The 25,293-nt window shown below is 70.9% G+C and carries 24 protein-coding genes; 8 read left to right on the forward strand and 16 right to left on the reverse strand.

The window, feature by feature from the left end:
• Positions 1-17 precede the first annotated feature (17 nt).
• The 5 genes from EHO50_RS41315 to EHO50_RS46220 form a co-directional block, all read right to left on the reverse strand.
• On the reverse strand, positions 18-1,214 hold the full coding sequence (locus tag EHO50_RS41315) for an SfnB family sulfur acquisition oxidoreductase (RefSeq protein WP_128437008.1): 1,197 nt from the start codon (positions 1,212-1,214) through the stop codon (positions 18-20).
• The gene (gene ssuE, locus EHO50_RS41320) at positions 1,211-1,768 is read right to left on the reverse strand and encodes an NADPH-dependent FMN reductase (protein WP_128437009.1); all 558 of its coding nucleotides are present in this window, start codon (positions 1,766-1,768) and stop codon (positions 1,211-1,213) included. Before ssuE ends, EHO50_RS41315 begins: the two co-directional genes overlap by 4 nt.
• A 15-nt stretch (positions 1,769-1,783) precedes the next feature.
• Positions 1,784-3,001: an acyl-CoA dehydrogenase family protein gene (locus EHO50_RS41325; RefSeq protein WP_128437010.1), complete on the reverse strand. Its 1,218-nt coding sequence runs from the start codon at positions 2,999-3,001 to the stop codon at positions 1,784-1,786.
• 37 nt (positions 3,002-3,038) lie between these two features.
• Entirely contained in the window at positions 3,039-4,169 is a 1,131-nt protein-coding gene (gene sfnG / locus EHO50_RS41330; RefSeq protein ID WP_128437011.1) for a dimethylsulfone monooxygenase SfnG, read from the reverse strand.
• 199 nt (positions 4,170-4,368) lie between these two features.
• Positions 4,369-4,449: a putative leader peptide gene (locus tag EHO50_RS46220; RefSeq protein WP_383455484.1), complete on the reverse strand. Its 81-nt coding sequence runs from the start codon at positions 4,447-4,449 to the stop codon at positions 4,369-4,371.
• 137 nt (positions 4,450-4,586) lie between these two features.
• Here EHO50_RS46220 and EHO50_RS41335 point away from each other — a divergent pair, with 137 nt between their 5' ends.
• Positions 4,587-5,495 carry a LysR family transcriptional regulator gene (locus tag EHO50_RS41335; RefSeq protein ID WP_128437012.1) on the forward strand — a complete coding sequence of 303 codons (909 nt, stop codon included), beginning with the start codon at positions 4,587-4,589 and terminating at the stop codon, positions 5,493-5,495.
• A 26-nt stretch (positions 5,496-5,521) separates the two neighbouring features.
• Here EHO50_RS41335 and EHO50_RS41340 read toward each other — a convergent pair whose 3' ends face one another.
• From EHO50_RS41340 to EHO50_RS41380, 9 genes are read right to left on the reverse strand one after another with little or no spacing between them, the layout of a single operon-like run.
• On the reverse strand, positions 5,522-6,025 hold the full coding sequence (locus EHO50_RS41340) for a P-loop nucleotide/nucleoside kinase family protein (protein ID WP_128437013.1): 504 nt from the start codon (positions 6,023-6,025) through the stop codon (positions 5,522-5,524).
• Between the two features lie 3 nt (positions 6,026-6,028).
• Positions 6,029-7,375, reverse strand: coding sequence for an NtaA/DmoA family FMN-dependent monooxygenase (locus tag EHO50_RS41345; protein WP_246101828.1), 1,347 nt, complete (start codon positions 7,373-7,375; stop codon positions 6,029-6,031).
• A gap of 47 nt (positions 7,376-7,422) precedes the next feature.
• Positions 7,423-8,502 (reverse strand): LLM class flavin-dependent oxidoreductase, encoded by a 1,080-nt coding sequence (locus EHO50_RS41350; RefSeq protein WP_128437015.1) that lies wholly within the window; start codon positions 8,500-8,502, stop codon positions 7,423-7,425.
• A gap of 27 nt (positions 8,503-8,529) precedes the next feature.
• Positions 8,530-9,516 (reverse strand): ABC transporter substrate-binding protein, encoded by a 987-nt coding sequence (locus tag EHO50_RS41355; protein WP_128437016.1) that lies wholly within the window; start codon positions 9,514-9,516, stop codon positions 8,530-8,532.
• Positions 9,517-9,568: 52 nt separating this feature from the next.
• Positions 9,569-10,333: an amino acid ABC transporter ATP-binding protein gene (locus EHO50_RS41360; RefSeq protein WP_128437017.1), complete on the reverse strand. Its 765-nt coding sequence runs from the start codon at positions 10,331-10,333 to the stop codon at positions 9,569-9,571.
• Positions 10,330-11,265, reverse strand: a complete 936-nt coding sequence (locus EHO50_RS41365) for an amino acid ABC transporter permease (protein WP_128437018.1) — start codon at positions 11,263-11,265, stop codon at positions 10,330-10,332. The genes EHO50_RS41360 and EHO50_RS41365 overlap by 4 nt, the downstream gene beginning before the upstream one ends.
• Before the next feature lie 3 nt (positions 11,266-11,268).
• Positions 11,269-12,216 (reverse strand): ABC transporter substrate-binding protein, encoded by a 948-nt coding sequence (locus EHO50_RS41370; RefSeq protein ID WP_128437019.1) that lies wholly within the window; start codon positions 12,214-12,216, stop codon positions 11,269-11,271.
• 8 nt (positions 12,217-12,224) lie between these two features.
• Positions 12,225-12,740 (reverse strand): GNAT family N-acetyltransferase, encoded by a 516-nt coding sequence (locus EHO50_RS41375; RefSeq protein ID WP_128437020.1) that lies wholly within the window; start codon positions 12,738-12,740, stop codon positions 12,225-12,227.
• Complete coding sequence (locus EHO50_RS41380; RefSeq protein WP_128437021.1) at positions 12,737-13,864, reverse strand: LLM class flavin-dependent oxidoreductase; 1,128 nt, start codon at positions 13,862-13,864, stop codon at positions 12,737-12,739. Before EHO50_RS41380 ends, EHO50_RS41375 begins: the two co-directional genes overlap by 4 nt.
• Before the next feature lie 575 nt (positions 13,865-14,439).
• Here EHO50_RS41380 and EHO50_RS41385 point away from each other — a divergent pair.
• The 6 genes from EHO50_RS41385 to EHO50_RS41405 all read left to right on the forward strand — a co-directional run bounded on the left by EHO50_RS41385 (position 14,440) and on the right by EHO50_RS41405 (position 20,638).
• Complete coding sequence (locus tag EHO50_RS41385; protein ID WP_128437022.1) at positions 14,440-15,438, forward strand: amino acid ABC transporter permease; 999 nt, start codon at positions 14,440-14,442, stop codon at positions 15,436-15,438.
• Complete coding sequence (locus EHO50_RS41390) at positions 15,435-17,411, forward strand: FAD/NAD(P)-binding protein (RefSeq protein ID WP_128437023.1); 1,977 nt, start codon at positions 15,435-15,437, stop codon at positions 17,409-17,411. Before EHO50_RS41385 ends, EHO50_RS41390 begins: the two co-directional genes overlap by 4 nt.
• An 86-nt stretch (positions 17,412-17,497) precedes the next feature.
• Positions 17,498-17,599: a putative leader peptide gene (locus tag EHO50_RS45940; protein WP_342787057.1), complete on the forward strand. Its 102-nt coding sequence runs from the start codon at positions 17,498-17,500 to the stop codon at positions 17,597-17,599.
• Positions 17,600-17,760: 161 nt separating this feature from the next.
• Positions 17,761-18,867, forward strand: coding sequence for an ABC transporter substrate-binding protein (locus EHO50_RS41395; RefSeq protein ID WP_128437024.1), 1,107 nt, complete (start codon positions 17,761-17,763; stop codon positions 18,865-18,867).
• Between the two features lie 15 nt (positions 18,868-18,882).
• A complete protein-coding gene (locus tag EHO50_RS41400) occupies positions 18,883-19,713 on the forward strand; it encodes an ABC transporter ATP-binding protein (protein ID WP_164905102.1) in 831 nt (276 codons plus the stop codon).
• Positions 19,700-20,638, forward strand: coding sequence for an ABC transporter permease (locus EHO50_RS41405; RefSeq protein WP_128437025.1), 939 nt, complete (start codon positions 19,700-19,702; stop codon positions 20,636-20,638). Before EHO50_RS41400 ends, EHO50_RS41405 begins: the two co-directional genes overlap by 14 nt.
• An 858-nt stretch (positions 20,639-21,496) precedes the next feature.
• On the opposite strand, the gene EHO50_RS41410 is transcribed toward EHO50_RS41405, so the two are convergent.
• The gene (locus EHO50_RS41410) at positions 21,497-22,279 is read right to left on the reverse strand and encodes a polysaccharide lyase family 7 protein (protein WP_128437026.1); all 783 of its coding nucleotides are present in this window, start codon (positions 22,277-22,279) and stop codon (positions 21,497-21,499) included.
• A 234-nt stretch (positions 22,280-22,513) separates the two neighbouring features.
• Here EHO50_RS41410 and EHO50_RS41415 point away from each other — a divergent pair, with 234 nt between their 5' ends.
• Positions 22,514-24,445: a serine/threonine-protein kinase gene (locus EHO50_RS41415; RefSeq protein WP_128437027.1), complete on the forward strand. Its 1,932-nt coding sequence runs from the start codon at positions 22,514-22,516 to the stop codon at positions 24,443-24,445.
• Positions 24,446-24,481: 36 nt separating this feature from the next.
• Here EHO50_RS41415 and EHO50_RS41420 read toward each other — a convergent pair whose 3' ends face one another.
• Positions 24,482-25,270: an FHA domain-containing protein gene (locus EHO50_RS41420; RefSeq protein WP_128437028.1), complete on the reverse strand. Its 789-nt coding sequence runs from the start codon at positions 25,268-25,270 to the stop codon at positions 24,482-24,484.
• Positions 25,271-25,293 lie beyond the last annotated feature (23 nt).

Raw genomic sequence — 25,293 nt, forward strand, 5'->3', positions numbered from 1 at the left:
GCGTGCGGGGTCGCTCGTCACAGCAGGCCGTGCCGGGGCGGCCTGGTGCCGCTGAGCACATGGCGGCCGATGTGCTGGACCTTCCAGCGGGCCGGGTCGTGCAGGGTGTGGGTGCGGGCGTCGCGCCAATGGCGGTGCAGCCCCAGGGAGTCGAGCGCCGCGCGGGTGCCGGCCACCTCGAACAGGGCGCTGCCGACCTCCACGGCGGCCTCCGCCGCGGTCACCTTGGCCGCGGCCACCGCGATCGAGGCCTCGGCCGCCGAGTCGTCGGTCAGGTCGGCGCGGGCGGCGTCCACGGACCTGGCCGCGGTGGCGAGCAGCGCGTCGGCGGCCCGCACCCGGATGGCCAGTTCCCCGAACCGCTGGATGAGCAAGGGGTCCTCGGCGGCCGTCGCATGCCCCTCGCCGACGCTCTCGAACCAGGGGCGGCTCTTCGTACGGACGAACTCCACGGCCTCGGCCAGTGCTCCGGAGGCGATCCCGGCGTCGATGGCGGCATGCAGCAACTGGGCGACGGCACCGTGGAGTTGGGGCCCTTGGAAGGTGAGGTGGTGCGGCACCACCCGGTCGGCGGGCACGGGCACCGACTCCAGGCGGACGGTTCCGCTGGCGGTGGTGCGCTGTCCCATGCCGTCCCAGTCGTCCACGACCGTGAGGCCGGGCGCGCCCCGCGGTACGTACGCCACGTGCAGGTTGTCGTCGTCGGCTCGGGCGAGGACGGGGATCCAGTCGGCGAACAGGGCGCCGGTGGAGTAGTGCTTGACGCCGTCGAGGACGTACGACCCGTCCGGGCGCCGCCTGAGCCGCGTACGGATGTCCTGTACGTGGCTGGTGCCCGCCTCGGACTGGGCGTTGCCGAAGCGCTTCCCCGCCAGCACCTCGCCGAGGAAGAACGCCTGTTGCTCCCGCGTCCCTTGCCGACGCAGCACGCCCACGTACACGAAGTGGCTCTGCGGGATCTGCGCGAGGCTGGCGTCGGCCGAGGCCAGCAGCCGGAAGATCTCGGCGAGGGTCTCGGCACTGACGTCCGCGCCGCCCAGCTCCGCGGGCACTGTCACCCCGAGCAGTCCGGAGGCGGACAGCCGCTCCACCTCCGCGTGCGGAAGCCGGCGGCGCGCGTCCCGTTCGGCTGCGTCCTTGCGGAAGTCCGCGGCCAGTTCGGCGGCGACCGCGAGGGCCTCGGCGTCGTCGGCGATCACGGTCGCGGCGCTCATCCGGTGGCCGCCAGCAGGGTCGGGCGGCCACCGAGGGCGAGCGAGAACTGGTCGGTGACCTGGGCCAGGGCCTCGGCGGCGCCCGGTGAGACCGTCAGGGTGCCGTCGTCGCCCACGGTGATGTCCTTGTCGAGGGTGAACCAGCCCGGCGTGATGTGGGCGGGGCCCATGGAGTTCAGCACGGGGCGCAGGGCGTAGTCGATGGCCAGGACGTGGGCGGTGGTGCCGCCGGTGGCCAGCGGCAGGACGGTCTTGCCCGCGAGCGCGTACTGCGGGAGCAGGTCCAGCAGCGACTTCAGCAGGCCGGAGTAGGCGGCCTTGTAGACGGGGGTGCCGATCACGATGCCGTCCGCGCGCTCGAAGAGGGCGGTGGCCTCGACGATCGCGGTATGCCGGAAGTCGGCGTGCAGCAGGGCCTCGGGCGGGAGGGTGCGGACGTCGAACGGGATCACGTCGTGCCCGTGGGCCCGGAGCCGGTCGTCCAGGTGGCGCAGCAGCCGGGCGGTGCGGGAGGTGGCGGAGGGGCTGCCGGAGACAGAGAGGATGGTGGCCATGGGAGGACCGACCTTTCAGGAGTACCAGGTGGGCTGCGGCAGTTCGCCGGTGAGGACGTGGCGGCCGATCTCGCGGCGCTTGTAGGCCACCGGGTCGTGGAGCGTGTGCGTGCGGACGTTGCGCCAGAAGCGGTCGAGGCCCTCGGTGGAGGCGGTGGCGCGGGCGCCGGTCACCTCGAAGATCCGGTTGGTGATCTCCAGGGCCACGTCGGTGGCGCGGGCCTTCACGGCGGCCACCCGTACCTCGAACTCGCCGCGGGCCTGTTCGGTGACCGCGTCCGGGTCGTCGTGCAGCTTCTGGCCCTCGGCGGCGACGGCGTCGGCCAGCGCTTCGGCGGCCCACAGCTTGGCGGTGAGGTCGCCGTAGGTGTCGATGACGTACGGCTCGTCGACGGCGCGCTCGTGGCCGCCGTGCAGCCAGGCGCGGGACTTGGTCCGGGTGTAGGTGGCGGCGGTCTCCAGGGCGCCGGCGGCGATGCCGAGGTAGAAGTTGACGAAGACGAGCTGGATGGTGGGCACATTGAGGGTGTTGTAGATGCGCGGCCGGAACTGCTTGTCCACGTAGCCCGCCGCGGCCGACCAGGGGACGCGTACGGCGTCGAGGGTGACGCCGCCGCTCTCGGTGAGGCGCTGGCCGATGTTGTCCCAGTCGTCGTGGAAGGTCAGACCCTCGCTGTCGGACGGGACGATGGCGAAGACGTGGTCGTCGGTGCCCTCCAGGACGCCTTCGAGCACGGTGACGTCGGAGACCTTGCTGCCGGTGGAGAAGGACTTGCGGCCGGTGAAGGTGAGCGTGTCGCCCTCGTCCTTCACCGCCACGTCCTCGTCGCGCGGGTTGACCGCGCCGCCGAAGAACCACCGGTTGCGGGCGGCCTCGGCCTCGACCTGCTCCCACTGTTCGCGGGTGCCGACCAGTCGGGCGGCCCAGTTCCACAGGTAGTGGTAGCCGAGCAGCTGGCCGATGGAGCCGTCGGCCTTGGCGACCTCGCGGACGACGCGGTAGGCGGTGGGCCAGTCCTGGCCCGCGCCGCCGTGCTCGACGGGGCCGAGGAGGGTGACCAGGCCTGCGTCCTTCAGCAGCTGGACCTCGGCGTACGGGGTGGCGGCGGCCTTGTCGCGGGCGGCGGCGTCGGTGGCGAGGACGGCGGCGACCTCGGTGGCGCGGGTGATCCAGCCCTGGGCGTCCTTCGGGGCGGGGGCGGTCTTCCAGTCGGCCGGTGCGGCGGTGCTCATGGGGATCCCCTTCTCAGCTGTGGGTACGGGTGACGGTTCAGGCGCGGGCGGCGGCGACGGGCTCCGACTCGGCTTGCTGGGCCTCCAGTTCGCGCACGAGGGGCAGCACCCGCTTGCCGAAGTACTCGACCTCCTCCAGGTAGTGCAGGAAGCCGAGGAGGAAGAGGTCGACGCCGAGCCGCTTGTAGGCGACGATCCGCTCGGCGATCTGCTCAGGCGTGCCGATCAGGCCGGTGCGGAAGCCGTCGTTGTACTGGACGAGGTCCTCGAAGCTGGAGTCCTGCCACATGCCCTTGCCGTCGGCGGTGGACGGACCGGCCTGCTGGACGGCGTCGCGGAAGCCGTGGACGGCCTCGGTGTTGGCCTTGGCGACGATCTCGCGGAGCGTGTCGCGGGCCTCGGCCTCGGTGTCGCGGGCGATGAGGAAGCCGTTGAGGCCGAACTTCGGAGCCCTGCGGCCCACTTGGGCGGCGGCGGCACGGACGTCGTTGATCTGCTCGGTGACGCCGTCGAAGTCCTTGCCGTTGCTGAAGTACCAGTCGGAGACCCGGCCCGCCATCGCGCGGGCGGCGCTGGAGTTGCCGCCCTGGAAGATCTCCGGGTGCGGCCGCTCGGCGGTGTTCAGTGGCTTGGGCTTGAGGGAGAAGTCACGCAACCGGTAGAAGTCACCGGCGAGTTCGGTGTGGTCCTCGGTCCAGATCTTGCGCAGCGCGGTGATGAACTCCTCGGAGCGGCGGTAGCGCTCGTCGTGCTCCAGCCACGGCTCGCCCAGCGCGGTGAACTCGCCCTTGAACCAGCCGCTGACGACGTTGACCGCGAAGCGGCCGTTCGACAGGTGGTCGGCGGTGGCGCCGAGTTTGGCGAGGACGCCGGGGTGCCACAGGCCGGGGTGGACGGCGGCGATGACCTTCAGGCGCTGGGTGGCGAGGAGCAGGGCGAGGCTGAAGCTGGTCGACTCGTGCTGGAACTCGGCGCCGTAGCTGGCCATGTAGCGGACCTGGCTGAGGGCGTAGTCGAAGCCGTTGTTCTCGGCGAGGACGGCCAGTTCGCGGTTGTAGTCGTAGCCCCAGTCGGTGCGCTGCTCGATGGTGCTGGTGACCAGGCCGCCGCTGACGTTCGGCACCCAGTAGGCGAAGCGGGCGGGGTCGGATCCGGGCGGTACGGGCATGGGGAACTCCTGGCATGACTGCGCACGCGAAAACGGCGCGTGCGTGACAGGGAAATGTGTTCAGTGATCGGGATTCAGGCGTGCGGGAACGCCGGCCCGGGGAAAGCCGAAATCAGCACGGAAATCGGCCGGCAGTGAAATGCGCGAAGGGAGATCGGCGCGAGTGCGAGGGTTTCCCTCGGAGGCCGAGCTGGTGGGATCAGACCCGACAGCGACAGCAGGAGCTGGAGACACGCGCGAGGTCGACGTGGCGTCGCCGCGTGAGATCCGGTCGCTTCATGCCATCGATCAAAGCAGTGGGGAGTCCGGCGGGTCAAGAATGCCCGGAGGTGATTCCACATGCTGAGAGTCGGTATTCACGAGGTTGTGACAGGGATTCCCTTGAACGCGGCGCGCGGCAGGCGGCACGCTCCTGTGGTGCGTATCGAACAGCTGGAATACATCGCCGCCGTCACGCGATCGGGGTCGCTTCGGCGCGCCGCCGAGGAACTGCACCTGTCCCAGCCGGCGCTCAGCGAGACCGTGCGCAATCTGGAACGGGAGCTCGGCGTGGACCTGCTGGAGCGCAAGCGGTCAGGGGCGAAGATCAGCGACGAGGGCCGGGAGCTGCTGCCGCACATCATGAGTGTGCTGGACGCGGTCGACCGGCTGCGCGGGGCGGCCGGCGACCAGCACCGCATCAGCCGCATGGTCCGCCTCGGCACGGTGAACACGGCCACCGTGCCGCTGGTCATCCCGACGGTGCGGGAGTTCCGGGCCTCGCACCCGCTCACCCAGGTCGAGTTGGTCGGCGCACAGCAGTCGGAGATCCAACGCGGGCTCCTGGAGGGCGCGTTCGATCTGGGGCTGGTCAACTACCTCGGGGGCGACGACATGCCGCCCGGCTTCGAGACCACGGAACTGCTGCGCGGCCGACCGGTGGTGTGTGTGCGTCCGGACAGTCCGTTGGCCGCCCTGGAGGCGGTGGACGCGGACAGCCTCCTGGCCGAGCCGCTGGTGGTGATGCGGTCCGGCTATGTGATGCACCGTTTCCTGCACCGGCTGCTCGACGGCCGTACGCCATCCTTCTCCTACTCCACCGACGGCGCCGAGATGGGCAAGCTGATGGTCGCCGAGGGGCTGGGGGCGACGGTCCTGCCCGACTTCAGCGTCATCGGCGACCCCCTGGAGCGGCGCGGCGCGATCACCGTACGACCGCTCGCGGGCGACGCGACCGACGTGCTGCTGGTGCTGCAGAGCCGTCCTTCCGGCTCGGTACCCCGGGCGGTCCGCGATCTGCACGAGCTGTTCGTGCGCAACGCCCGCGCGTACAGCGACTCTTCGTGAAACCGACATCGCGGTACGGGGACGGCTCAGCGTGCGTCTACATGCCGGGCCAGCCGGGCGAAGGACTCCTGCGGGGTCTGCCCCGCAGTGTCGATCACCAGGTGCTCTCGCTCCCACGGCTCGTAAGCGCGGGCAAGGACCTGCCGCCAGTCGGGCAGGGGCAGTCCGGGGATGTCGGACGACCGCGCCGTCACGCGCCGCCTGTGCTCGGCGGGATCCGAGCAGACCACCTCCACCTCGATGGTCGCGGCACCGGCTCCCACACCGACATCACGCCACGCGTCGCGTGTGACGGCCAGCGGATTCACCGACTCCGCGATCACGGTCAGCCCCTGCCGGAGATGCTCGTCGGCCAGGGCGTATCCGACGACGTAGCCGACGGGTCCGACCGGGTGCTGTGCCAGGCCGGAGCGGACGATCGCCTGCTCGATCGTGTCGACTCGCAGATGGACCGCTCCCGTCCGTGCAGCCAGCAGTCGCGCCAGTGTGGTCTTGCCGGTGCCGGGCAGTCCGCCGATGCTGACGAGCATCCCTCAACCTGCCGGAGTCGACGCGGCCCGCTCGTGTCGTCCCTCGCCGCCGGGACGAGCAAGGCCCAGGTGGTCGCGCAGGGTGGGGCCCTCGTACTCGGTGCGGAAGGTGCCGCGTTCCTGGAGCAGTGGGATCACGCGGTCGACGAACTCGTCCAGGCCGCCCGGGGTGAGGTGCGGTACGAGGATGAAGCCGTCGGCGGCGTCGGTCTGTACGTACTCGTCGATGGTGGCGGCGACCGTGGCCGGGGTGCCGATGAAGGACTGCCGGGCGGTCTGTTCGATGGCCAGCTCGCGGATGGACAGGTGCTTCTCCTCCGCCAGGGCCCGCCACTTGGCCGCGATGCCGAAGCGGTCGCCCGCGTGCGCCCAGCCCTGGACGACGTCGCTGTCCGGCACCGGGTCGAGGTCGGGCAGCGGGCCGTCGGGGTCGTACGCGGACAGGTCGCGGCCCCAGACGTTCTCCACGAACGCGATCGCGGTCTGCGGGCTCACCTGCTGCCGGCGGAGGTGTGCGGCACGCTCCTGCGCCTCCGCCTCGCTGTCCCCGAGCACGAAGGTGACGCCGGGCATGATCTTCAGCTCGTCGGGCTGGCGGCCGTACCGCGCCAGGCGCCGTTTGACGTCGGCGTGGAAGGCGCGGCCCGCCTCCAGGGTGCCGTGGCGGCTGAAGACGACGTCGGCGGTGCGGGCGGCGAACTCGCGTCCCTCGTCGGAGTCGCCGGCCTGGATCAGCACCGGGTGCCGTTGCGGCGAGTGCGGCACGGTGGCGCGGGCCGTGATGCCGAACTGGGGCCCGGTGTGGCGCACGGTGCGCGGGGCGCCGTCGGCCGGCCAGGAGTCCCACAGGGCGCGGGCCACCTCGACGAACTCCTCGGCACGCAGGTACCGGTCCGCGCGGTCCAGATAGCCGCCGCGGCGGAAGTTGGCGCCGGTGAACGTGTCGGAGGTGGTGACGACGTTCCAGGCGGCGCGCCCGCCGGAGAGGTGGTCCAGCGAGGCGAAGCGGCGGGCGAGTTCGTACGGCTCGTTGAAGGTCGCGTTGACCGTGGCGGCCAGGCCCAGGTGCTCGGTGACGGCGGCGAGGGCGTTCAGCACGGTCAGGGACTCGGGGCGGCCGACGACGTCGAGGTCGTGGATCAGGCCCTTGCGTTCGCGCAGCCGCAGGCCCTCGGCGAGGAAGAAGAAGTCGAACCTGCCGCGCTCCGCCGTGCGCGCGAGATGCCGGAAGGACGAGAAGTCGATCTGGCTGCCGGAGTCCGGGTCCTGCCACACGGTGGTGTTGTTGACGCCGGGGAAGTGCGCGGCGAGGTGAATCTGCTTGCGGCGGCCGCCCGTTGTCGTGGTCACTCGTGTACCCGTTGTCGTTCGTGTACCCGTTGTCGTTGTCGTCCGTGTCATCGGGCTGCCTCCGTCTGTCGGGCGTAGCGGCCGGCCGGGCGGGGCAGGCCGAGGTGGTCGCGGAGGGTGGTGCCGGTGTAGGCGGTGCGGAAGAGGCCGCGCTCGCGCAGCGCCGGTACGAGGTCGTGGACCACTGTGGGCAGGTCGGCGGGGGTCGAGGCGGGCCGGAGGTGGAAGCCGTCGACGCCGGTGGCCGTGTGCCGGTCGGCGAGCAGGTCGGCGAGGTCCGCGGCGGTTCCGGTGAAGCGGGCCGTGTCTGCGGGCGGGAGGGATCCGGTGCGCCCGCCGAGGTCGACCGCGACGCGGAGCAGCACCCGCAGCGTTCCCGGGGGCCGTCCGGCCTCTGCCGCCCGGCGCTGCAGCGCCGTTCGGGCAAGCCGTGCCGTGGCCGGTTCGCCGGCGTCGAGCAGGACGACGTCGGCATGGCCGGCGGCCAGCGCCCACCGACCGTCGGAGTCGTGCACGTCGAGGGCGACGGCGATGGGCGGCCTGCCCTGCGGTGGGCGGGGGACGATGGACGGGCCGCGGACGGAGAAGTGCGGGCCCTCGAAGTCGATGTAGTGCAGCCGGTCGCGGTCGATGAAGCGTCCGGTGGCCGCGTCCCGTATCTCCGCGTCGTCCTCCCAGCTGTCCCAGAGTCGGACGGCGACCTCGGCCGCGTCGACCGCCTCGGCCCACAGCTCGGGCGTCGGTGCGGGTTCACGGCGCCCCACGGCGCGGGCTTCGGCCTCGCCGGCGGAGACGTCCACGAGCCAGCCCGCCCGCCCCTCGCTGACGAAGTCGAGGGTGGCCAGGGCGGTGGAGGTGTGGAAGGGCTCGGTGTGGGTGGTGGTCACCGTCGGGACGAGGCCGATGCGGCTGGTCAGGGGTGCGACGCGGGCGAGGACGGCCACCGCGTCAAGTCGGCCGCCGCTGTCGTCGGGCGGTGGCGCGAGGGAGTCCTCGAGGGTGACGAAGTCCAGGGCGCCCTGCTCGGCGAGACCGATCAGGTCCGTCCAGTGGGCGGCGGTCAGGGCCGCGGCGGAGGGGTGGCCGGCGCGGCCCAGTTCGACGGAGAGGTGGAGTTCGCGGGGCATGACCTCGTGTCCTGTAGGCGGTGTCGGCTACTTGTCGGTCTTGGGCAGGCCGGGCGGGTTGATCTCCGACTTGGTCACGGCCTCGTCGGACAGGCCCCAGCGCTGCAGCACCTTCGCGTACGTCCCGTTCTCGATGACGTGGTTGAGGGCGTCGGCGAGCGGCTCGACCAGGCCGCTGTCCTTCTTGGTGGTGGCCGCGATGAGGCCCTGAAGGGTGGCGCCGGCGCCGGAGTAGGTGCCGACGACCTCCGTCTTCCCGGTGGTGGCCGCGTGGTAGGCGGCGGTCGGGTTGGGACCGAGGTAGAGGTCGATGCGGCCGGACTGGAGGGCCAGGTAAGTGTCGCTGTCGTTCTGGTAGTACTTGATGTCCACCGGCTTGCGGCCGGCCTTCTCGTTCTCCTTGCTCCACTCGATCAGCAGCTTCTCCTGGTTGGTGCCGCTGCCCACGGCGACCGTCCGGCCCGACACGTCCGCGGGGCCGGTGACCTTCAGGCCGCTGCCCTTCTTCGCCTCGAAGGCCAGGTTGTCCTCGCGGTAGGTGGCGAAGTCGTACTTCTCCTTGCGCTCCTCGGTGACGGTGATGTTGCTGAAACCGGCGTCGTACTTGGCGCTGTCGAGGCCGACGAAGATGTTCTCCCAGGACACCGTGTTGATGTGCGGCTTGAGACCGAGGACGTCGGCGACCAGGTACGCGAGGTCCGGCTCGACGCCGATGACGGTCTTGTTGTCGGTGGCGTAGAAGGTCAGCGGCGCGGCGGAGCCGGACGAGGCGACGAGTTCCAGGGTGCCTCTCTTGCGGATCTTCTCCGGGACCTCGGCGGCTATGGACTCGACCTTGCCCGTGGTGATGCGGTCCTGGTCGGGGCTGAGGTTGATCTTCGTCTTGGCGCCCGATGTGGCGGCGACCTCGGTGGTGCCGCCGTCGGTGGGGTTGGCGCAGGCGGCGAGGATGAGGGCGGAGGCGAGTCCGAGCGCGGCTACGGTGGTGCGGCGGCGGGCGAGGCTGGGGGTCACGGTCGTTCTCCTTGCATGCGAAACAGGGCTGTGAAACTGGGTTGTGGGCTGGTCAGAGGACCTTGGAGAGGAAGGCGCGGGTGCGTTCCTGGCGCGGGTTGTCCAGGACGGCCGAGGGCGGCCCCTGCTCCACGACGACTCCGCCGTCCATGAACACCACGGTGTCGGCGACCTCGCGGGCGAAGCCGATCTCATGGGTCACGACGATCATGGTGGTCCCGGATTCGGCCAAGTCCTTGATGACGTCGAGGACTTCACCGACGAGCTCCGGGTCCAGCGCCGAGGTGGGCTCGTCGAAGAGCAGCACCTTCGGTTCGAGGGCGAGCGCGCGGGCGATGGCCACGCGCTGCTGCTGGCCGCCGGAGAGCTGCCGCGGATAGGTGTCGGCCTTGTCGGCGAGGCCGACCCGGTCGAGGAGCCGGCGGGCCGTCTCCTCCGCCTCCCTGCGCGGGCGGCGCAGCGCGGAGACGGGAGCCTCGACGAGGTTGTCCAGGACGGTCAGATGCGGGAAGAGGTTGAAGTTCTGGAAGACGAACCCGATGTTCGTCCGCTGCCTCAGAACGTCCTTCTCCTTCAGCTCGTGCAGCTTGTTCCCCGAACGGCGGTAGCCGATGAGTTCGCCGTCGATGCTGATCCAGCCGCGGTTGACCTTCTCCAGGTGGTTGATGGTGCGCAGCAGTGTGGACTTCCCGGAGCCGGACGGGCCGAGGATCACGGTCACCTCGCCGGCGCGGACCAACAGGTCGACACCGCGCAGCACCTCCAGGGGGCCGAAGCTCTTGTGGACGCCGTGGACGTCGACCATGACGGCACTCATGAGATCTCCTTCGTCACGAACCGTCGCCGGAGGCGCTGGAGCGGGGTGGGTGGCGGGGTGCGGTCGGCGCCGCGGGCGTAGCGGCGTTCCACGTAGTACTGGGCGACCGAGAGCAGGGAGGTGAGAACGACGTACCAGGCGGTGGCGACCAGCAGCAGCGGGATCACCCGGCCGTTGCGTCCGTAGATCACCTGCACCTGGTAGAAGAGCTCGCCGATGGACATCACGTAGACCACCGAGGTGCCCTTGAGCAGGCCGATGATCTCGTTGCCGGCCGTGGGCAGGATGGCGCGCATGGCCTGCGGCAGCACGATCCGGCGGATCTGCCGCAGCCGGGGGATGCCCAGCGCCGCGGCCGCCTCCAGCTGTCCGTGGTCGACGGAGAGGACGCCGCCGCGGACAATCTCGGCGGCGTACGCCGCCTGGTGCAGGGTCAGGCCGATGACGGCGGCGCCGATGGTGCCGATGAGGGCGTTGCTGTCGACGGACCAGAACACCGGGCCGAAGGGGATGCCGACGCCCAACTCCTCGTACAGCGCGCTGAGGTTGAACCAGAACACCAGCTGGACGATCATCGGGATCGACCGGAAGATCCAGATATAGGTCCGGGCTACGGTCGAGAGCACCGGGCTGCGCGACAGGCGCATGAAGGCGAGCACGGTGCCGAGGAGGAAGCCGAGGACGGTGGCGTAGGCGGTGAGCTGGAGGGTCACCCACACTGCCTGGACGATCGTCTCGGAGAGGAAGTAGTCACGGAAGACGTTCCACTCCCAGACGGGGTTGGTGGCCAGGCCGTGGATGAACTGGGCGACCAGCACGATCACGATGCCGCCGGCGGCCCAGCGGGCGTAGTGGCGGGCCGGCACTACCTTCAACTCGGCTGGTGCTTCGGCCAGTTGCGGGACGGGTTCAGTGATGGTGTCGCTGCTCATGGGTCACCTGTGCTCGGGCGGGTTGATCCGCGACGCGTCGATCGCGGAGGCGGAGGTACCCCACTTGGCGAGGATCCGGGCGTAGGTGCCGTCCTTGATCAGTTCGTTGACGGCCGCCTGGAAGGCCTTGGTGAGCGGGGAGCCCTTCTTGAAGGCGAAGCCGACGTCGAGGCGGTGGAACTCGCCCAGGAACGTGGTCTGTGACGCGGGCTGGGCCGCCTGGTAACGCAGACCGTTGATCGTCGACATGATCACGTCGATACGGCCCTGCTGGAGCGCGGTCAGCGTCGCCGCGTTCTCCGAGTAGACCTTCACGTCGTACGGCTTCTTGCCCGCCTCGGCGCACACGCCCTTCTGCGCGGTCAGGGTCGCCTCGAAGGTGGTACCGGCGCCGGTGCCGATGGTCAGCCCGCACAGCTGGGTGAGGTCGGTGATCTTCGACTTGAGGGCGGTATTGCCCTTCTTCACCGCGAAGCCCTGGCCGTCGTTGATGTAGGTGACGAAGTCGATGGTCTTCAGGCGCTCGCTGGTGACGCCGAAGTTGCCGGTGCCGAAGTCGTACTTGCCGCTGCCGAGGGCGGGCAGGATCGTCTCGAAGGAGGCGTCCTGGCGCTCCAGCTTCACGCCGAGCACCTTGGCCACCGCGTCGGCTAGGTCGATGTCCTGGCCCGCGGGGGCCTTGTCCGTGCCGTTCGGGTAGTACGCCCCGGGCGGGAACCCGATCGAGCTGCCGACCCGCAGCGTGCCCGCCTTGCGTACGTCGGCGGGCAGCAGGGCCGCGACGGAGTCCACCTCGCGTACGGCGGCGACCGGGTCGTCGGTCGGTGCGGGAGAACCCTGGGCACCCACCGCCGCCGTACCGCCGGTGCCGGTGCCGGAGCCGCAGGCGGTCAGCGCGAGCAGGGGCAGCAGGGCGAGGGCGGCGGCGCCGTGCAGACGGGTTCTGATCATGCGGAGGTTCACTGGTCGAGGGCCCTTCCCGTGCGTTCCCGGGCTGCGAGGTGCTTCTCGAACGGCAGCGGGCCGATGGTCTCCGGGTCGGCCTCCGTGTCGAACAGCGGTGTGTAGCCGGTGGCCAGGTACAGGCCGCGGGCCTCGGGCTGGCGGGGGCCGGTGGTCAGATAGATCCGCCGGTAGCCGCGTGCGCTCGCCTCCCGCTCCAACTCGGCGACGACGCGCCGGGCGAGGCCGCGTCTGCGGTGCGCGGAGTGCGTCCAGATGCGCTTCAGCTCGGCCGTGTTCGTGTCGTACCGGCGGAAGGCGCCGCCCGCGACGGGTTCGCCCCGTTCCAGCAGCAACAGGAGCAGACCGCCGTACGGTTCGGTGAACTCCTCGTCCGGGTAGCGGGAGATCTCGGCGTGCGCGTCCTTGCCGTAGCGGGTGGAGTACTCGTGGCCGAGTTCACGCAGCAGGGGCTCGACCCGGGGGTCGGAGACAGGCACCTGTATGACCGTCAACTCCGGTGCGGAGGTCATCCGTTCACCGCCGCGAGGGTCTGCGTCCCGCGTGCCGCCCGCTCGGCGTCGCGCTTGGCGACCTCCTCGCGGACGATCGGGATCACGTACCGGCCGAAGTCGATGGCATCGCCCAGCAGGTCGTAGCCGCGCGCGGAGAGGATGTCGACGCCGAGGTCGTAGTAGTCGAGCAGCGCCCGGGCGACCGTCTCCGGGGTGCCGACCAGGGCGTTGGAGTTGCCCGCGCCACCGGTCGCGGCGGCGGTCGGGGTCCACAGGGCGCGGTCGTAGCGCTCCCCCGCCTCGGCGATGGCGATCAGCCGCTGCGACCCGGCGTTCTCGGGTGCGCCGCTGCGGTGGTGCCGTACGAGTCCCGTCTCGCGCCGCTCCCGGATGGCGCCGACCGTGCGGTGGGCCTTCTCCCAGGCCAGTTCCTCGGTCGGGGCGATGATCGGGCGGAAGGCGACCTGGATGCGCGGCACGTCGGTACGGCCCGCGGCCTTCGCGGCGGCCTTCACGTTCTCGATCTGCTCGGCGGTCTTCGCCAGGGGCTCGCCCCACAGGCAGTAGATGTCGGCCTCGGCGCCTCCGGCGGCGTACGCGGCGGCCGACGAGCCGCCGAACGACACGCCCGGGCGGGGCTGTTGGACCGGGAAGACGTCGCTGACGAAGTCGTGGAAGCGGTAGTGCTCGCCCTCGTGGTCGAAGGGCTCGCGGGTGGTCCAGATCTTCTTGACGATCCGGATGTACTCGCGGGTGCGGGCGTAGCGCTCGTCCTTGGTGAGCGTGTCGCCCTCGCGGCCCTGTTCGTGGTCGTTGCCGCCGGTGATGAAGTGCACGGTCAGCCGGCCCTCGCTGATCTGGTCGAGGGTGGCGAAGGTCTTGGCGGCGAAGGTGGGGTACGAGACGTTGGGCCGGTGGGCGAGCAGGATCTGCAGGCGCTCCAGCCGGCTCGCGATGTACGCGGCGGCCGGGGCGGGGTCCGGCGATCCGGAGCCGTAGGCGAACAGCACCCGGTCCCAGCCGTGGTCCTCGTGCGCCCGGGCGAGCCGGAGTGTGTACTCCTTGTCGAACGCGGCGCCGGAGCGCGGCGTGGTTTCGGAGCCGTCGTTGGTGGCGGCGATGCCGAGGAACTCCACGGGCATGGGTATGACCTTTCGGGAATGCCGCACGCGAGCAGGCAGACATGACGCAACTGCCTTGTGTGCAGGCATGGGTGACGACCCGTCAGTCGACAGCTGACGGTTTCGGTACGGGCGTGACGACGCCGGGCGTCGGTGAGGACGCAAGGCAGTGGTGCGGCAGCGCGCGAAAGGAGAACTCGGCCCGCGACGGGGTCACCGAGGGAGGGAAGGGCCGGTCAGAGGGCCCGCTGCCGAGTCAGGCGCAACACGCCGCGGACCACACCCGACCGAAGTCGATGTGATCGCGCGTGACCAAGCGCTGCTGGGCAGTCATGCGACCAATTGAGCAGGACATCGTGCTCCCCGTCAAGCGGCTCCCGGATGCCGGAACGCCTGGACAGCCGTTCCGTCGGCGTGCTGTTGACACATCGATGGCATGGGCACATACGATCGACGGCGGATCGGCTCCGCGTTGCGCGGCAGCCTCTCCGGCCGCGTTGAGGGACGCGGCGAGCGTGACGACACCGAGCCCCGGCCGCACCGAGTGCCACCGGGGTCACCCACGCCCGCCTCCCCTCCCCCGGAGAGCCTCCCCCATGGTCACGTCGCCCGATCTCACGTCCGGTCCCGCAACGAAGAGCCCCCCGCTGGTCGGCGTCGACCCGCCCCGGATCGTGCCGCGCCGGCACGCCGGCCGGTGGCTGACCGCCGTCTTCGCTCTGCTGCTCTTCGCGATGGTGCTCAACTCCGTGGTCCGCAACGAGGCCTTCCAGTGGGCCGTGGTGGGCCGGTACTTCACCACCACCGCCGTGCTCGACGGGTTGCTGCTCTCCCTGTGGCTGACCGCCGTGGTGATGGTCCTCGGCTTCCTGCTCGGTACCGTACTCGCGGTCATGCGCCTGTCCGCCAACCCCGTGCTGCGCACGCTGAGTTGGGGCTATGTGTGGATCTTCCGGTCCACACCGCTGCTGGTGCAGCTGCTGTTCTGGTTCAACATCGGCGCCCTGTACCCGACGCTGGGCCTCGGCATCCCGTTCGGCCCGCAGTTCCTCACCGTCAAGACGGTCAATCTGCTCGGTCCCACCCTCACCGCCGTCATCGGCCTGACCCTGCACGAGACCGCCTACGCCGCCGAGGTGGTGCGCGGCGGCATCCTCTCCGTGGACGCCGGGCAGACCGAGGCCGCTCAGGCACTCGGCCTGAGCAGACGCCGCACCCTGCGCCGGGTCGTCGTCCCGCAGGCGATGCGCTCCATCGTGCCGACCGCCGGGAACATGCTGATCGGCACCCTCAAGGGCACCAGCATCGTCAGCGTGCTGGCCGTGCACGACCTGCTCTATTCGGTGCAGCTGATCTACAACCAGACCTACCAGGTCATCCCGCTGCTGATGGTCGCCACCCTCTGGTACATCGCGGTCACCACGGTGCTGAGCGCGGGTCAGTTCTACGTCGAGCGGTACTACGCGCGCGGCGACGCCCGCACCCTGCCGCCCACTCCGCTGCAGCGGCTGCGCGGCCGACTGAACGCAGTACGCCACCGGTTGAGCGCGGCGACAGCCGCCGACGCCCGCCCGGCGATCGGCGGTCACCGGTGAGCGGCACCCTCTCCCCGGCCGTGCTGGTCGTCGTCGGCGCGGGGCCGCGTGCCACAGGGCTGCTGGAGCGCATCGCCGCCAACGCGCCCGAACTGTGGGACAAGGCATGGGAGTTGCGCATCCATCTGGTGGACCCGCACCCGCCGGGGCCGGGGCGGGTCTGGCGGCACGAACAGTCCGCGCTGCTGCGGATGAACTCCATGGCCGAGGACGTCACCATGTTCACGGACGAGTCGTCGACCATCGAGGGTCCGGTACGGCCGGGCCCCTCGCTCGCCGAATGGGCCGCCCAGTTCTCCGGCCGGGGCCCACGTCATGCCCCGTACGCCGAGCCCTCCGACCCGGAGGTGCTGGCCGAGCTGCGGACGCTCGCCGGGGCCGACTTCCCCACGCGCCGCGCCCAGAGCGCCTACCTGGACTGGGTGTTCCGCAGGGCCCTGGCCCAGTTGCCGCCCGGTGTCACCGTGGAGTGGCACCGCACCACCGCGACCGCGGTCACCGGCCCCCCGGACGGCCCGCAGCAGGTGCACCTGGCCGACCGCGCCACCCCGCTCACCGCCGACCTGGTGGTCCTCGCCCAGGGACACATCGGCTCCACCCCCGCCGCCGAGCACCGTGACCACGCCGCCTTCGCCCGCCGCCACGGCCGTTTCCACCTCCCGCCGGAGTTCTCCGCCGACGCCGATCTGTCCGCGCTGCATCCCGGCGAGCATGTCGTCCTGCGCGGTTTCGGGCTCGCCTTCATCGACCTGATGGCCATGCTCACCGAGGGCCGCGGCGGCACCTACCGCACCGAAGCCGACGGCACCCTCACCTACCTCCCGTCCGGCCGCGAGCCCGTCCTGCACGTCGGATCGCGGCGGGGTGTGCCGTACCACTCCAAGACCCGCTACCAGCTCCGGGGCCCCCGGCCACCGCTGCCCCGGTACTTCGGCCCGGAAGCCCTCGACGCGCTGCTCGCCGAGGGCCGCCCACTGGACCTGCGGCGCGACGTGTGGCCGCTGATGGCCAAGGAGATCGGCTTCGGCCACTACCACGAGCTCTTCCACGCCCACCCCGAGCGCACATCGCTGCCCTGGCCGGACTTCGTAGCCGCGTACGACCGCCTCGGCTGGTACGCCGACGAGATGGCCGCCCTCGTCGCCACGGCCGTGCCCGACCCGGCGGACCGACTGGACTTCGAGGCCCTGGACCACCCCCTGGACGGCCTCGCCTTCACCACCCCGGACGACTTCCAGGACCACCTGCGCGATCACATCGCCCGGGACGTCGCCCGTCGCGAGGATCCGGAGTTCAGTGCCGACCTCGGGGCGTTCCTCGCCCTGCTCTCCCTCTACGGGCAACTGCCCCGCCTCGTCGCCGCGGGGCGGCTGACGGCACGGTCCGTCGCCGAGCAGCTCGACGGCTGGTGGCACGGCTTCTTCAGCTTCCTGGCCTCCGGCCCGCCCGGCTTCCGCCTGCGTCAGCTCCTCGCCCTGTCCCGGGCCGGGATCGTCCGCTTCGTGGGCGCCGGCGTCCGGATCGGCACCGACGAGACCGCCGGCACCTTCACCGCGACCAGCCCCACCGTCCCCGGCCACACGGTCCACGCCACCGCGCTGATCGAGGCATACCTTCCCGGGCCCTCGCTCGACCGCACCGAGGACCCCCTCCTGCGCGAGCTGCACCGGGCCGGCGCCCTCACCGAGGAGGTCATCACCGACCCCACCCACACCCACCGCTCCGGTCTGCTCGCCGTCTCCCCCGCGAACGCCCACGTCGTCGACCCGTCCCTCGGCGACACGCACCCCCGCCGCATCGCTCTGGGCGCCCCCACCAACAGCCGTGCCGTCGCCGCTTTCGCCCGTCCCCGCACCGACGCGCCCGCCTTCCGCCAGAATGACGCGGTGGCGCGCGCGCTTTTGCGCGCCCTTGGCGCCGGGCCTCTGACCTGGGACTTCTCAAATGGAGAGAAGGAAGCGTCCATTATATGAACAACCACTTGGGATAGCCGCAAGCTTCTGCCACGATCCCCATCAACCAGGTAGGAAAACTAGGAATCTGTGGGGGTGGGGTCGCCATGAGCACGCGCAACCGCACGGACCTGTTGCCGTCCCTCCTGACCTCGCGTCGCCACATCGACTTCGGCCGTACGTCCAGCGCCATCTGTCGGCTCGTCTGAGACTCCCCGCAACGCGCACCCACCCCCCACGCACACCACTGCGCCCCCTGCCGTCCCGCCGGGACTGCGGGCAACTGGTGTGCCGGTGCGCGTGAAGCGGCTCCGCGCCTCCCCTGCCGTACCTGCCTGAACTCCCTTCCTTCCCTTGAGAGGACACCCCTGTGTCTGCCGCAAGACCGCTCACCGCCCTGCGTACCCTCGCCGTCATAGCGGCGCTCCCTCTGCTGCTGACCGCCTGCGGCTACGGCGCCGAGTCCACCGACAGCGACAAGCAGACCCAGGTCGCGGCGGACGCCAAGAAGCTCTCCGTCGATGAGGTGAACATCGGCTACTTCCCGAACCTGACGCACGCCACCGCTCTGGTGGGCATCCAGGAGGGCCTGCTCCAGAAGGAGCTCGGCGGCACCGTGATCAAGCCGTCGACGTTCAACGCCGGTCCGTCGGAGATCGAGGCGCTGAACTCCGGCGACCTCGACATCGGCTGGATCGGTCCCTCCCCGGCCATCAACGGCTACACCAAGGCGGCGGGCAAGAACCTGCGCATCATCTCCGGTTCGGCGTCGGGCGGCGTGAAGCTCGTCGTCAACCCGGAGAAGATCAAGTCCCTCAAGGACGTCAAGGGCAAGAAGATCGCCACGCCGCAGCTCGGCAACACCCAGGACGTCGCGCTGCTCAACTGGATCTCCGAGCAGGGCTGGAAGGTCGACGCGGAGAGCGGCAAGGGTGACGTCTCCGTGGTCCGCACGGACAACAAGATCACGCCGGACGCCTACAAGTCCGGTTCGATCGACGGTGCCTGGGTGCCGGAGCCGACCGCGTCGAAGCTGGTCGCCGAGGGCGGCAAGGTGCTGCTCGACGAGGGCGACCTGTGGCCGGACAAGAAGTTCGTGATCACGAACATCATCGTGCGGCAGGACTTCCTGAAGGAGCACCCGGACGTCGTCGAGGCCGTGCTGCGCGGCTCGGTGAAGACCAACGAGTGGATCAACGCCAACCCGGACAAGGCCAAGGCCGCGGCCAACGAGGCGCTGAAGGCGGAGTCCGGCAAGGCCCTGCCCGCCGAGGTCATCGACCCGGCCTGGAAGTCGATCACCTTCCTCGACGACCCGCTGGCCGCCACGCTCGACACCGAGGCCGAGCACGCGGTCAAGGCCGGTCTGCTGGAGAAGCCCGATCTCAAGGGCATCTACGACCTCGCGCCGCTCAACAAGGTCCTCAAGGCCGCCGGCAAGGACGAGGTCGACGACGCCGGTCTCGGCGTCAAGTAAGGACCACCGCATCCGATGAGTTCCCAGGAGGTGACGACCATGGCCACTCCCACGGCCACGACCGCCGAGGTCGCCGAGGACGCCACGGCGGTGACCTACGCCGCCCGAATCGAGCACGTCTCGAAGTCCTTCCCGGTGCCGGGCACACGCGGCGGGCAACAGCTCGTGCTGGACGACATCACGCTCGATGTCGCACCCGGCGAGTTCGTCACCCTCCTGGGGGCCTCCGGCTGCGGCAAGTCCACGCTGCTCAACCTGGTCGCGGGGCTGGACCGGCCGTCCGCCGGCTCGATCGGCACGGACGGCCGGCCCGCCCTGATGTTCCAGGAGCACGCCCTGTTCCCGTGGCTGACCGCGGGCAAGAACATCGAGCTCGCGCTGAAGCTGCGCGGGGTCGCCAAGGCGGAGCGCCGGCCGGAGGCGGAACGGCTGCTCGAACTCGTGCGGCTGCAGGGCGCGTACGGCAAGCGGGTGCACGAGCTGTCCGGCGGTATGCGCCAGCGCGTGGCGCTGGCCCGTGCCCTGGCCCAGGACAGCAAGCTGCTGCTGATGGACGAGCCGTTCGCCGCGCTGGACGCGATCACCCGTGACGTACTGCACGACGAACTGACCCGCATCTGGCGCGAGACGGGGGTGTCGGTGCTGTTCGTCACGCACAACGTGCGCGAGGCGGTGCGGCTCGCTCAGCGCGTCGTCCTGCTGTCCTCCCGCCCCGGCCGTATCGCCCGGGAGTGGACGGTCGGCATTCCGCAGCCGCGCCGCATCGAGGACAGCGCGGTCGCCGAGCTGTCCGTCGAGATCACCGAAGAACTGCGTGGGGAGATCCGCCGCCATGGCCAGCACTGACAACGGCGTCGACATCAAGGTCGATGTCACCAAGGACGGCTCCACGGCGGCCGGTGAGCCGCAGGACCCGAACGATCTGGCGGGACTTGAGGCCGGACTCGACGCCCTGGACTCGGTGCAGGTAGGGCGTACGCCGCTGCGCGAGACCCTGACCCGCAAGGTGCTGCCGCCCGTCACCGCGATCGTGCTGGTGCTGGTGGTGTGGCAACTGCTGGTGTGGGCCGAGGCCGCCCCCGCCTACAAGCTGCCCTCGCCGTCCGACGTCTGGGGCGAGGTCCGCGAGTCCTGGCTGCAGGGCACCCTCTTCGACTACATCTGGACATCCGTCTCACGCGGCCTGCTCGGCTTCCTCATGGCCCTCGCCATCGGCACCCCACTCGGCCTGCTCGTCGCCCGGGTGAAGTTCGTCCGGGCCGCCATCGGCCCCATCCTGTCCGGCCTGCAGTCCTTGCCGTCCGTGGCCTGGGTGGCACCCGCGGTCCTCTGGCTGGGCCTGAACAACTCGATGATGTACGCCGTGATCCTCCTCGGCGCCGTCCCCTCCATCGCCAACGGCCTCGTCGCGGGCATCGACCAGATCCCCCCGCTGTTCCTGCGCGCCGGACGGACCCTGGGCGCGACCGGGCTGCGCGAGGCCCGGCACATCGTGATGCCGGCCGCGCTGCCCGGCTATCTGGCGGGCCTGAAGCAGGGCTGGGCCTTCTCCTGGCGCTCGCTGATGGCGGCGGAGATCATCGCCTCCCACCCCGACCTGGGCGTGGGCCTGGGCCAACTCCTGGAGAACGGCCGCAACAACAGCAGCATGTCGCAGGTGTTCCTGGCCATCTTCCTGATCCTGCTCGTCGGCATCGCCATCGAGCTGCTGATCTTCAGCCCGCTGGAGCGGCGCGTACTGCGCGGGCGGGGGCTGCTGGTCACCCGCTGAGCCAGTTCGCCTGCTGAGCAAGGTCCCACGGCCCGGGTGAGCGAGGATCGCCCACCCGGGCCTGATCGTGCCCGCGCCCCTCGGGTCCTTCGCGGCAATCGGGTACGGCAGCCGTGGTGAAGGCGGTGAGGGGGCATGCCACTGGCGGCGCTCCGCTCCCGGGCGGCGATGGGTGCACGCCACAGGGAGAGGACGGAGCGGCTGCTTCGCGGGGCGCGCACAGCCAGCCGCTCGGCGCCGATCGGAGTCAGCTCGGCGCCCTCGGAGGAGAGCCCGTCGGCGAGGGCGACCTCCACGGAACTCCCTTGCACCGCCGGTCGTATGCCGAGTGCCCGCAGTGCGCGGGTCGGCCCCGCGGCCGCCTCCGCTCGGCGGACCCCCTCACGGGCGCGCTCCCGTGCCTGCTGCGTCCGGCGTCGAGTCGCCGGGCGCGACTGCCCCGCCAGGTCGGCCTGCGAGGGGCCCGGCCGACCTGGCGGGGCCGTCCGTGAGGGCGACCGCGCCCGCCGTGATCGCGGCCACCGCACAGACCGCGACGGCCAGTGCCGTACGACCACGGTGCCGGGCGAGCGCCGCCCGTGGGCCGCGTCGGCCGAGCAGGTCGATCCTCGCCGGCCCGACCAAGGCGGCCGGACCCCCCGGGTCCCGCTCCTGGATCCTCCGCCGGCACGCCGCCGCCTGGGCCGGCCCCCCTCGCTGGGCGTGGGCCGACACCCGCCGACATTCGGAATGAAGCCACCGTCAACTCTCCCGATCTGGCGGCAAGTTGATGCCATAGGGCATTCGCTCGACGCACGTCCCGGGCCCTCCCGGAAACCGGCACGGTCCGGCCGCCGTCCGCCGTCCGCCGTCCGCCGGTCAGGAGTGGGTGACCTTGATGCGGGAGATGCGGACCTCGCCGTAGTTGTCGGCGGTGCACGGCTCGGAGTTGTTGCAGTTGGCCTGCGTGTAGGCCCCGGCCTTGAAGTAGTTGGTGTCGCCGTCGTGGGAGATCGTGGTCTGCAGCCTGCCGTTGTAGTACGCGTCGATCTCCCCGTCCTTCGCCACGAACTTGGCCTCGAACTCGGTGCCCAGCTCGTAGTCGTCGGTGACGAGGTGGTGGTGGCGGTCGTCGCCGTCGGTGATGTAGAGGCTGCTGCCTTCGAGGCGGAAGACGGTGACGTCGTCGTCCCCGCCGTGGACCTGGGCGCCGACCACCCACGGCCGTTCGGCGGGCAGTGCCGTGAACGCCTCCCTGACCACGAGGGTGTGCGTGCCGTCCGTGGTGGACCAGGCGGCTTCGTCCTCGCCGCCGTCGGTCATCTCCCGCAGCTCGGCGCGCGGATAGCTGGAACCTCCCGTCGTCACACCGTTGACGGCGGCCCGGAAGCCGACCGCGGCGCAGCCGGCTTCGGCCCGGAACCAGGGATCGGCGGAGAAGGTCGCCAGCTCGGGTTGGGTGATCTCGGTGGGGTCCTCGTCCTCGCCGGTGGGCAGCGTCAGCTTCCAGTTCGTCAGGTCGAGCACGTCGGAGGGGTACGTACACCGGGCGGCCGACTGCCCGTGCGGCGTCGGTGTGCCGGCGTGGGCGGAGAGCGTGAGCGTGGCGGTCGAGACAGTCGCGGTGATGCCGGCGAGCACGAGGGTCCGGGTGCTGCGCATGGAGTCGGTCTCCTCCGTAGGGGGTGTTCGGTACGGGCCGAGGCGTACCGTAGACGCCCCTCCCGGGACCCCTCCCGTGCCCCGTGGTGCCGCCCGCGTCTACGCATGCGTGCGACTGATGAAGGCTCTGGGTAGACACTGCGTACGGCCCTCCGTACGCAGTAAGTTCGATCCATGCGCGCGGCCCTGGACCGTGGCCGTGTGCGTTCCGGAGTCGACCGAGGGGGAAGATCCGTGCGTTCCGGGGACGAGTTCGCCGACCGCTATGTCCTCAGGGAAGTCATCGGCGCGGGGCGGGGCGGCGACGTGTGGCTGGCCCACGACAGGGTGGTGGGCCAGGACGTCGCGCTGAAGCCGGAGCGGCCGCAGGGCGAGGGCGAGACCGCGGTGCGGCGGCTGCTGGGCGAACCGCGTGCCATGGCCAAGTTCCGCGACCATCCCCACGTGGTGACCCTGTTCGACGTCGTGACCGTACGGCAGGACGACGCCGGGCCGGAGACCTATTGGTTCGTCATGGAGTACGTGCCCGGCGGCGGCCTGGACCGGCAGCCGACGGTCTCTCCGGCGCGGGCGGCCCGCATCGGTGCCGAGCTCGCCGACGCACTGGCCGCCCTGCACGAAGCGGGCATCGTCCACTGCGACGTCAAGCCCGCCAACATCGGCCTCACCCGGCACGGGGCCGCGAAGTTACTCGACTTCGGTGCCGCCTATCGGGTCGGCGGCACCGAGACCATCACCGTCAACGGCCCGTTCAGCTTCACCCCCGACTACGCCGCCCCCGAGCTGGCCCGGGGCAACGTCCCGCGGCCTGCGTCGGACGTGTTCTGCCTGGCCGCCACCCTCCACGCCCTGGTCACCGGCGTGCCACCGCGCGGTGACGTCCCCGAGGAGCACGCCGACCCCGCCGGGACGGGGCACGACGGCGAGGAAGCCGAGCGGCTGAGGTACTGGAAGGCCGAGCAGGGCGTCGTCGAGCTGGACGCCGCCGCCGTGGGACCGCTCTACCCCGTGCTCACCGCCATGCTGCAACGCGATCCGCGGCAACGCCCCGACGCCGCCGAGGTCGGGCGGCTGCTGACGGAAGTCGCCGGATCCGACCGGGAAACCTCCCGGGACACGGCCACCACCGTCACCGGGCGCCGACGCCGGCGTCTGCCACTGATCGCGGCCGCTCTCGGCATCAGTGCCGTACTGGCCCTGGGACTCGTCGTCCTCCCTGACCGCGGCGACGACGACGCGAAGACCGGCCCCGAGCCCGGCCAGAGCCGAGTGGAGAAGAACGCCTCGGACGGCGAACCACAGGCCCTGATCGGCGATCCGCACACGGCCGACGTGTGCGCCCTGGCCGACCCCGCCGCTCTCGACCAGTTCGGCGACGGGGACGTCCGCGTGGACGTGGACTACGGGAACTTCGACCGCTGCGACATGCTCGTAAGCGTCGACGCCAGGACCCGGATCGATGTGTCGGTCGGTCTCCTTCGGGGCTCGCCGCCGGAGGGGTCGAAGCCCTCCCGCACCATCGGCCGGATCGGCATCCGTGCGGAGCAGGCCGAGAGCGACGAGTGCAAGCTGCTGCTGACGTCCGACGGCGACACCGAGGACACCCTGGTCGGGGTCCGCGTCAACATGGGCAAGGGTTCCGTGGTCGGCGGCAACGCCACCTTGTGCACGGTCGCCGACAAGGCCGCCACGAGCGCGGCCGAGATCCTCAACCGGGGTCCGGTACCCCGCCGTTCACCGGCCTACCCGCGCAACTCACTGGCCTGGGCCGACGCCTGCGAACTGCTCGATGCCAAGGCACTGTCCGCCGTTCCCGGCCTCAAGGTCGACGTGCCGGAGGTCGGCGTCGCGAACTGGAGCTGCGAGTGGCAGAGCGACGTCGACGAGCTGGATGCGGAAGTGAGCTTCTTCCGCGACCAGCCCAAGTCCGCCGAGGACGGCGCCACGGCCGTCACACTCAGCGGATACCGCACGATCGTCGAACAGAACGACGACGGCGACACCTGTACGGCCTACGTCGAGTACCGCAGGTACAGCGGGCAGGACGCCGAGACCGCCGCCGAGATGGTGCGCCTGGAGGTCGGCGGGCGACAGTCCACGGACAAGCTCTGCACGATGGCCAGGGACCTCGCGACCTCAGCCGCGGCCGAACTCCGCGCGCGCTGACGCGGGCGGTGTCGATGCGGGGGCTTTGATGCCTCCTCAGAGCCCGGAGTCCGGCCAGGCCTCGTCGTCCTCCATCAGCTCCAGGTCCGGCGGCACGAGGGTCGTCGACTCCACGAGCCCCCTGATCAGGTTGTGCAGCAGACTGTTGTCGGCGGGGCGGCCCTCGGACTTGTCGTGCAGCAGCGGGTACTTGAAGCCGGTGCCGTGCAGCCGACGGCGTACGGCCTCGATGCGGAACTCGATCCTGCGCTCGTTCCACTTGGCGTCCGGGCGGAGATAGCCGAGCCGCTCGGCGGCCTGACGGTATGTCAGTGGGCGGGGGTCCTCCTCGTACAGCAGGTACCGCTGGCCGAGGACCACCAGCAACAGCCGCTCGTCGTCGTCCAGCGACCAGGTTTCCGGTCGTACGGTCTCGGCTCGCCTGCGCGACACCGGCCCCTGGTCGTCGTGGCCCGCGACGTACAGCTCGACCAGGTGCTCACGGTAGCCGGAGCCCTTCACGAACAGCGGGGTGTAGCCGGTGGCGAGCGGGATCGGCTCGGTGGCGAGATGCATCATCCGGCCGCGGGGCAGCCGGACCAGTTGCTGCCCGGTGTTGCGCAGCCACCACAGCCCTTGACGGTACGTCAGCTCGCCGTGCCGTCGGCTCACCCGCAGGTCGTCCACGCCGACCCCCAGGTCCACGTCCGGCTTCTCACCGCGCCCGAAGCGAACCGTCAGCCCCTGGCGGGGCGGTGCGCTGAGCTCACCGGTGACCGTACGGGCGTGCAGAGTCCCGGGCGCGGTGGGCGCGACACCACGCGCGAGGCTGGTGGAGAGGGGCATCGCTGGTCTCCTCGGCTTGTGAG

Source organism: Streptomyces cyaneus (assembly GCF_004028635.1).
In the GTDB taxonomy this organism is placed as follows: Bacteria; Actinomycetota; Actinomycetes; order Streptomycetales; family Streptomycetaceae; genus Streptomyces; species Streptomyces cyaneus.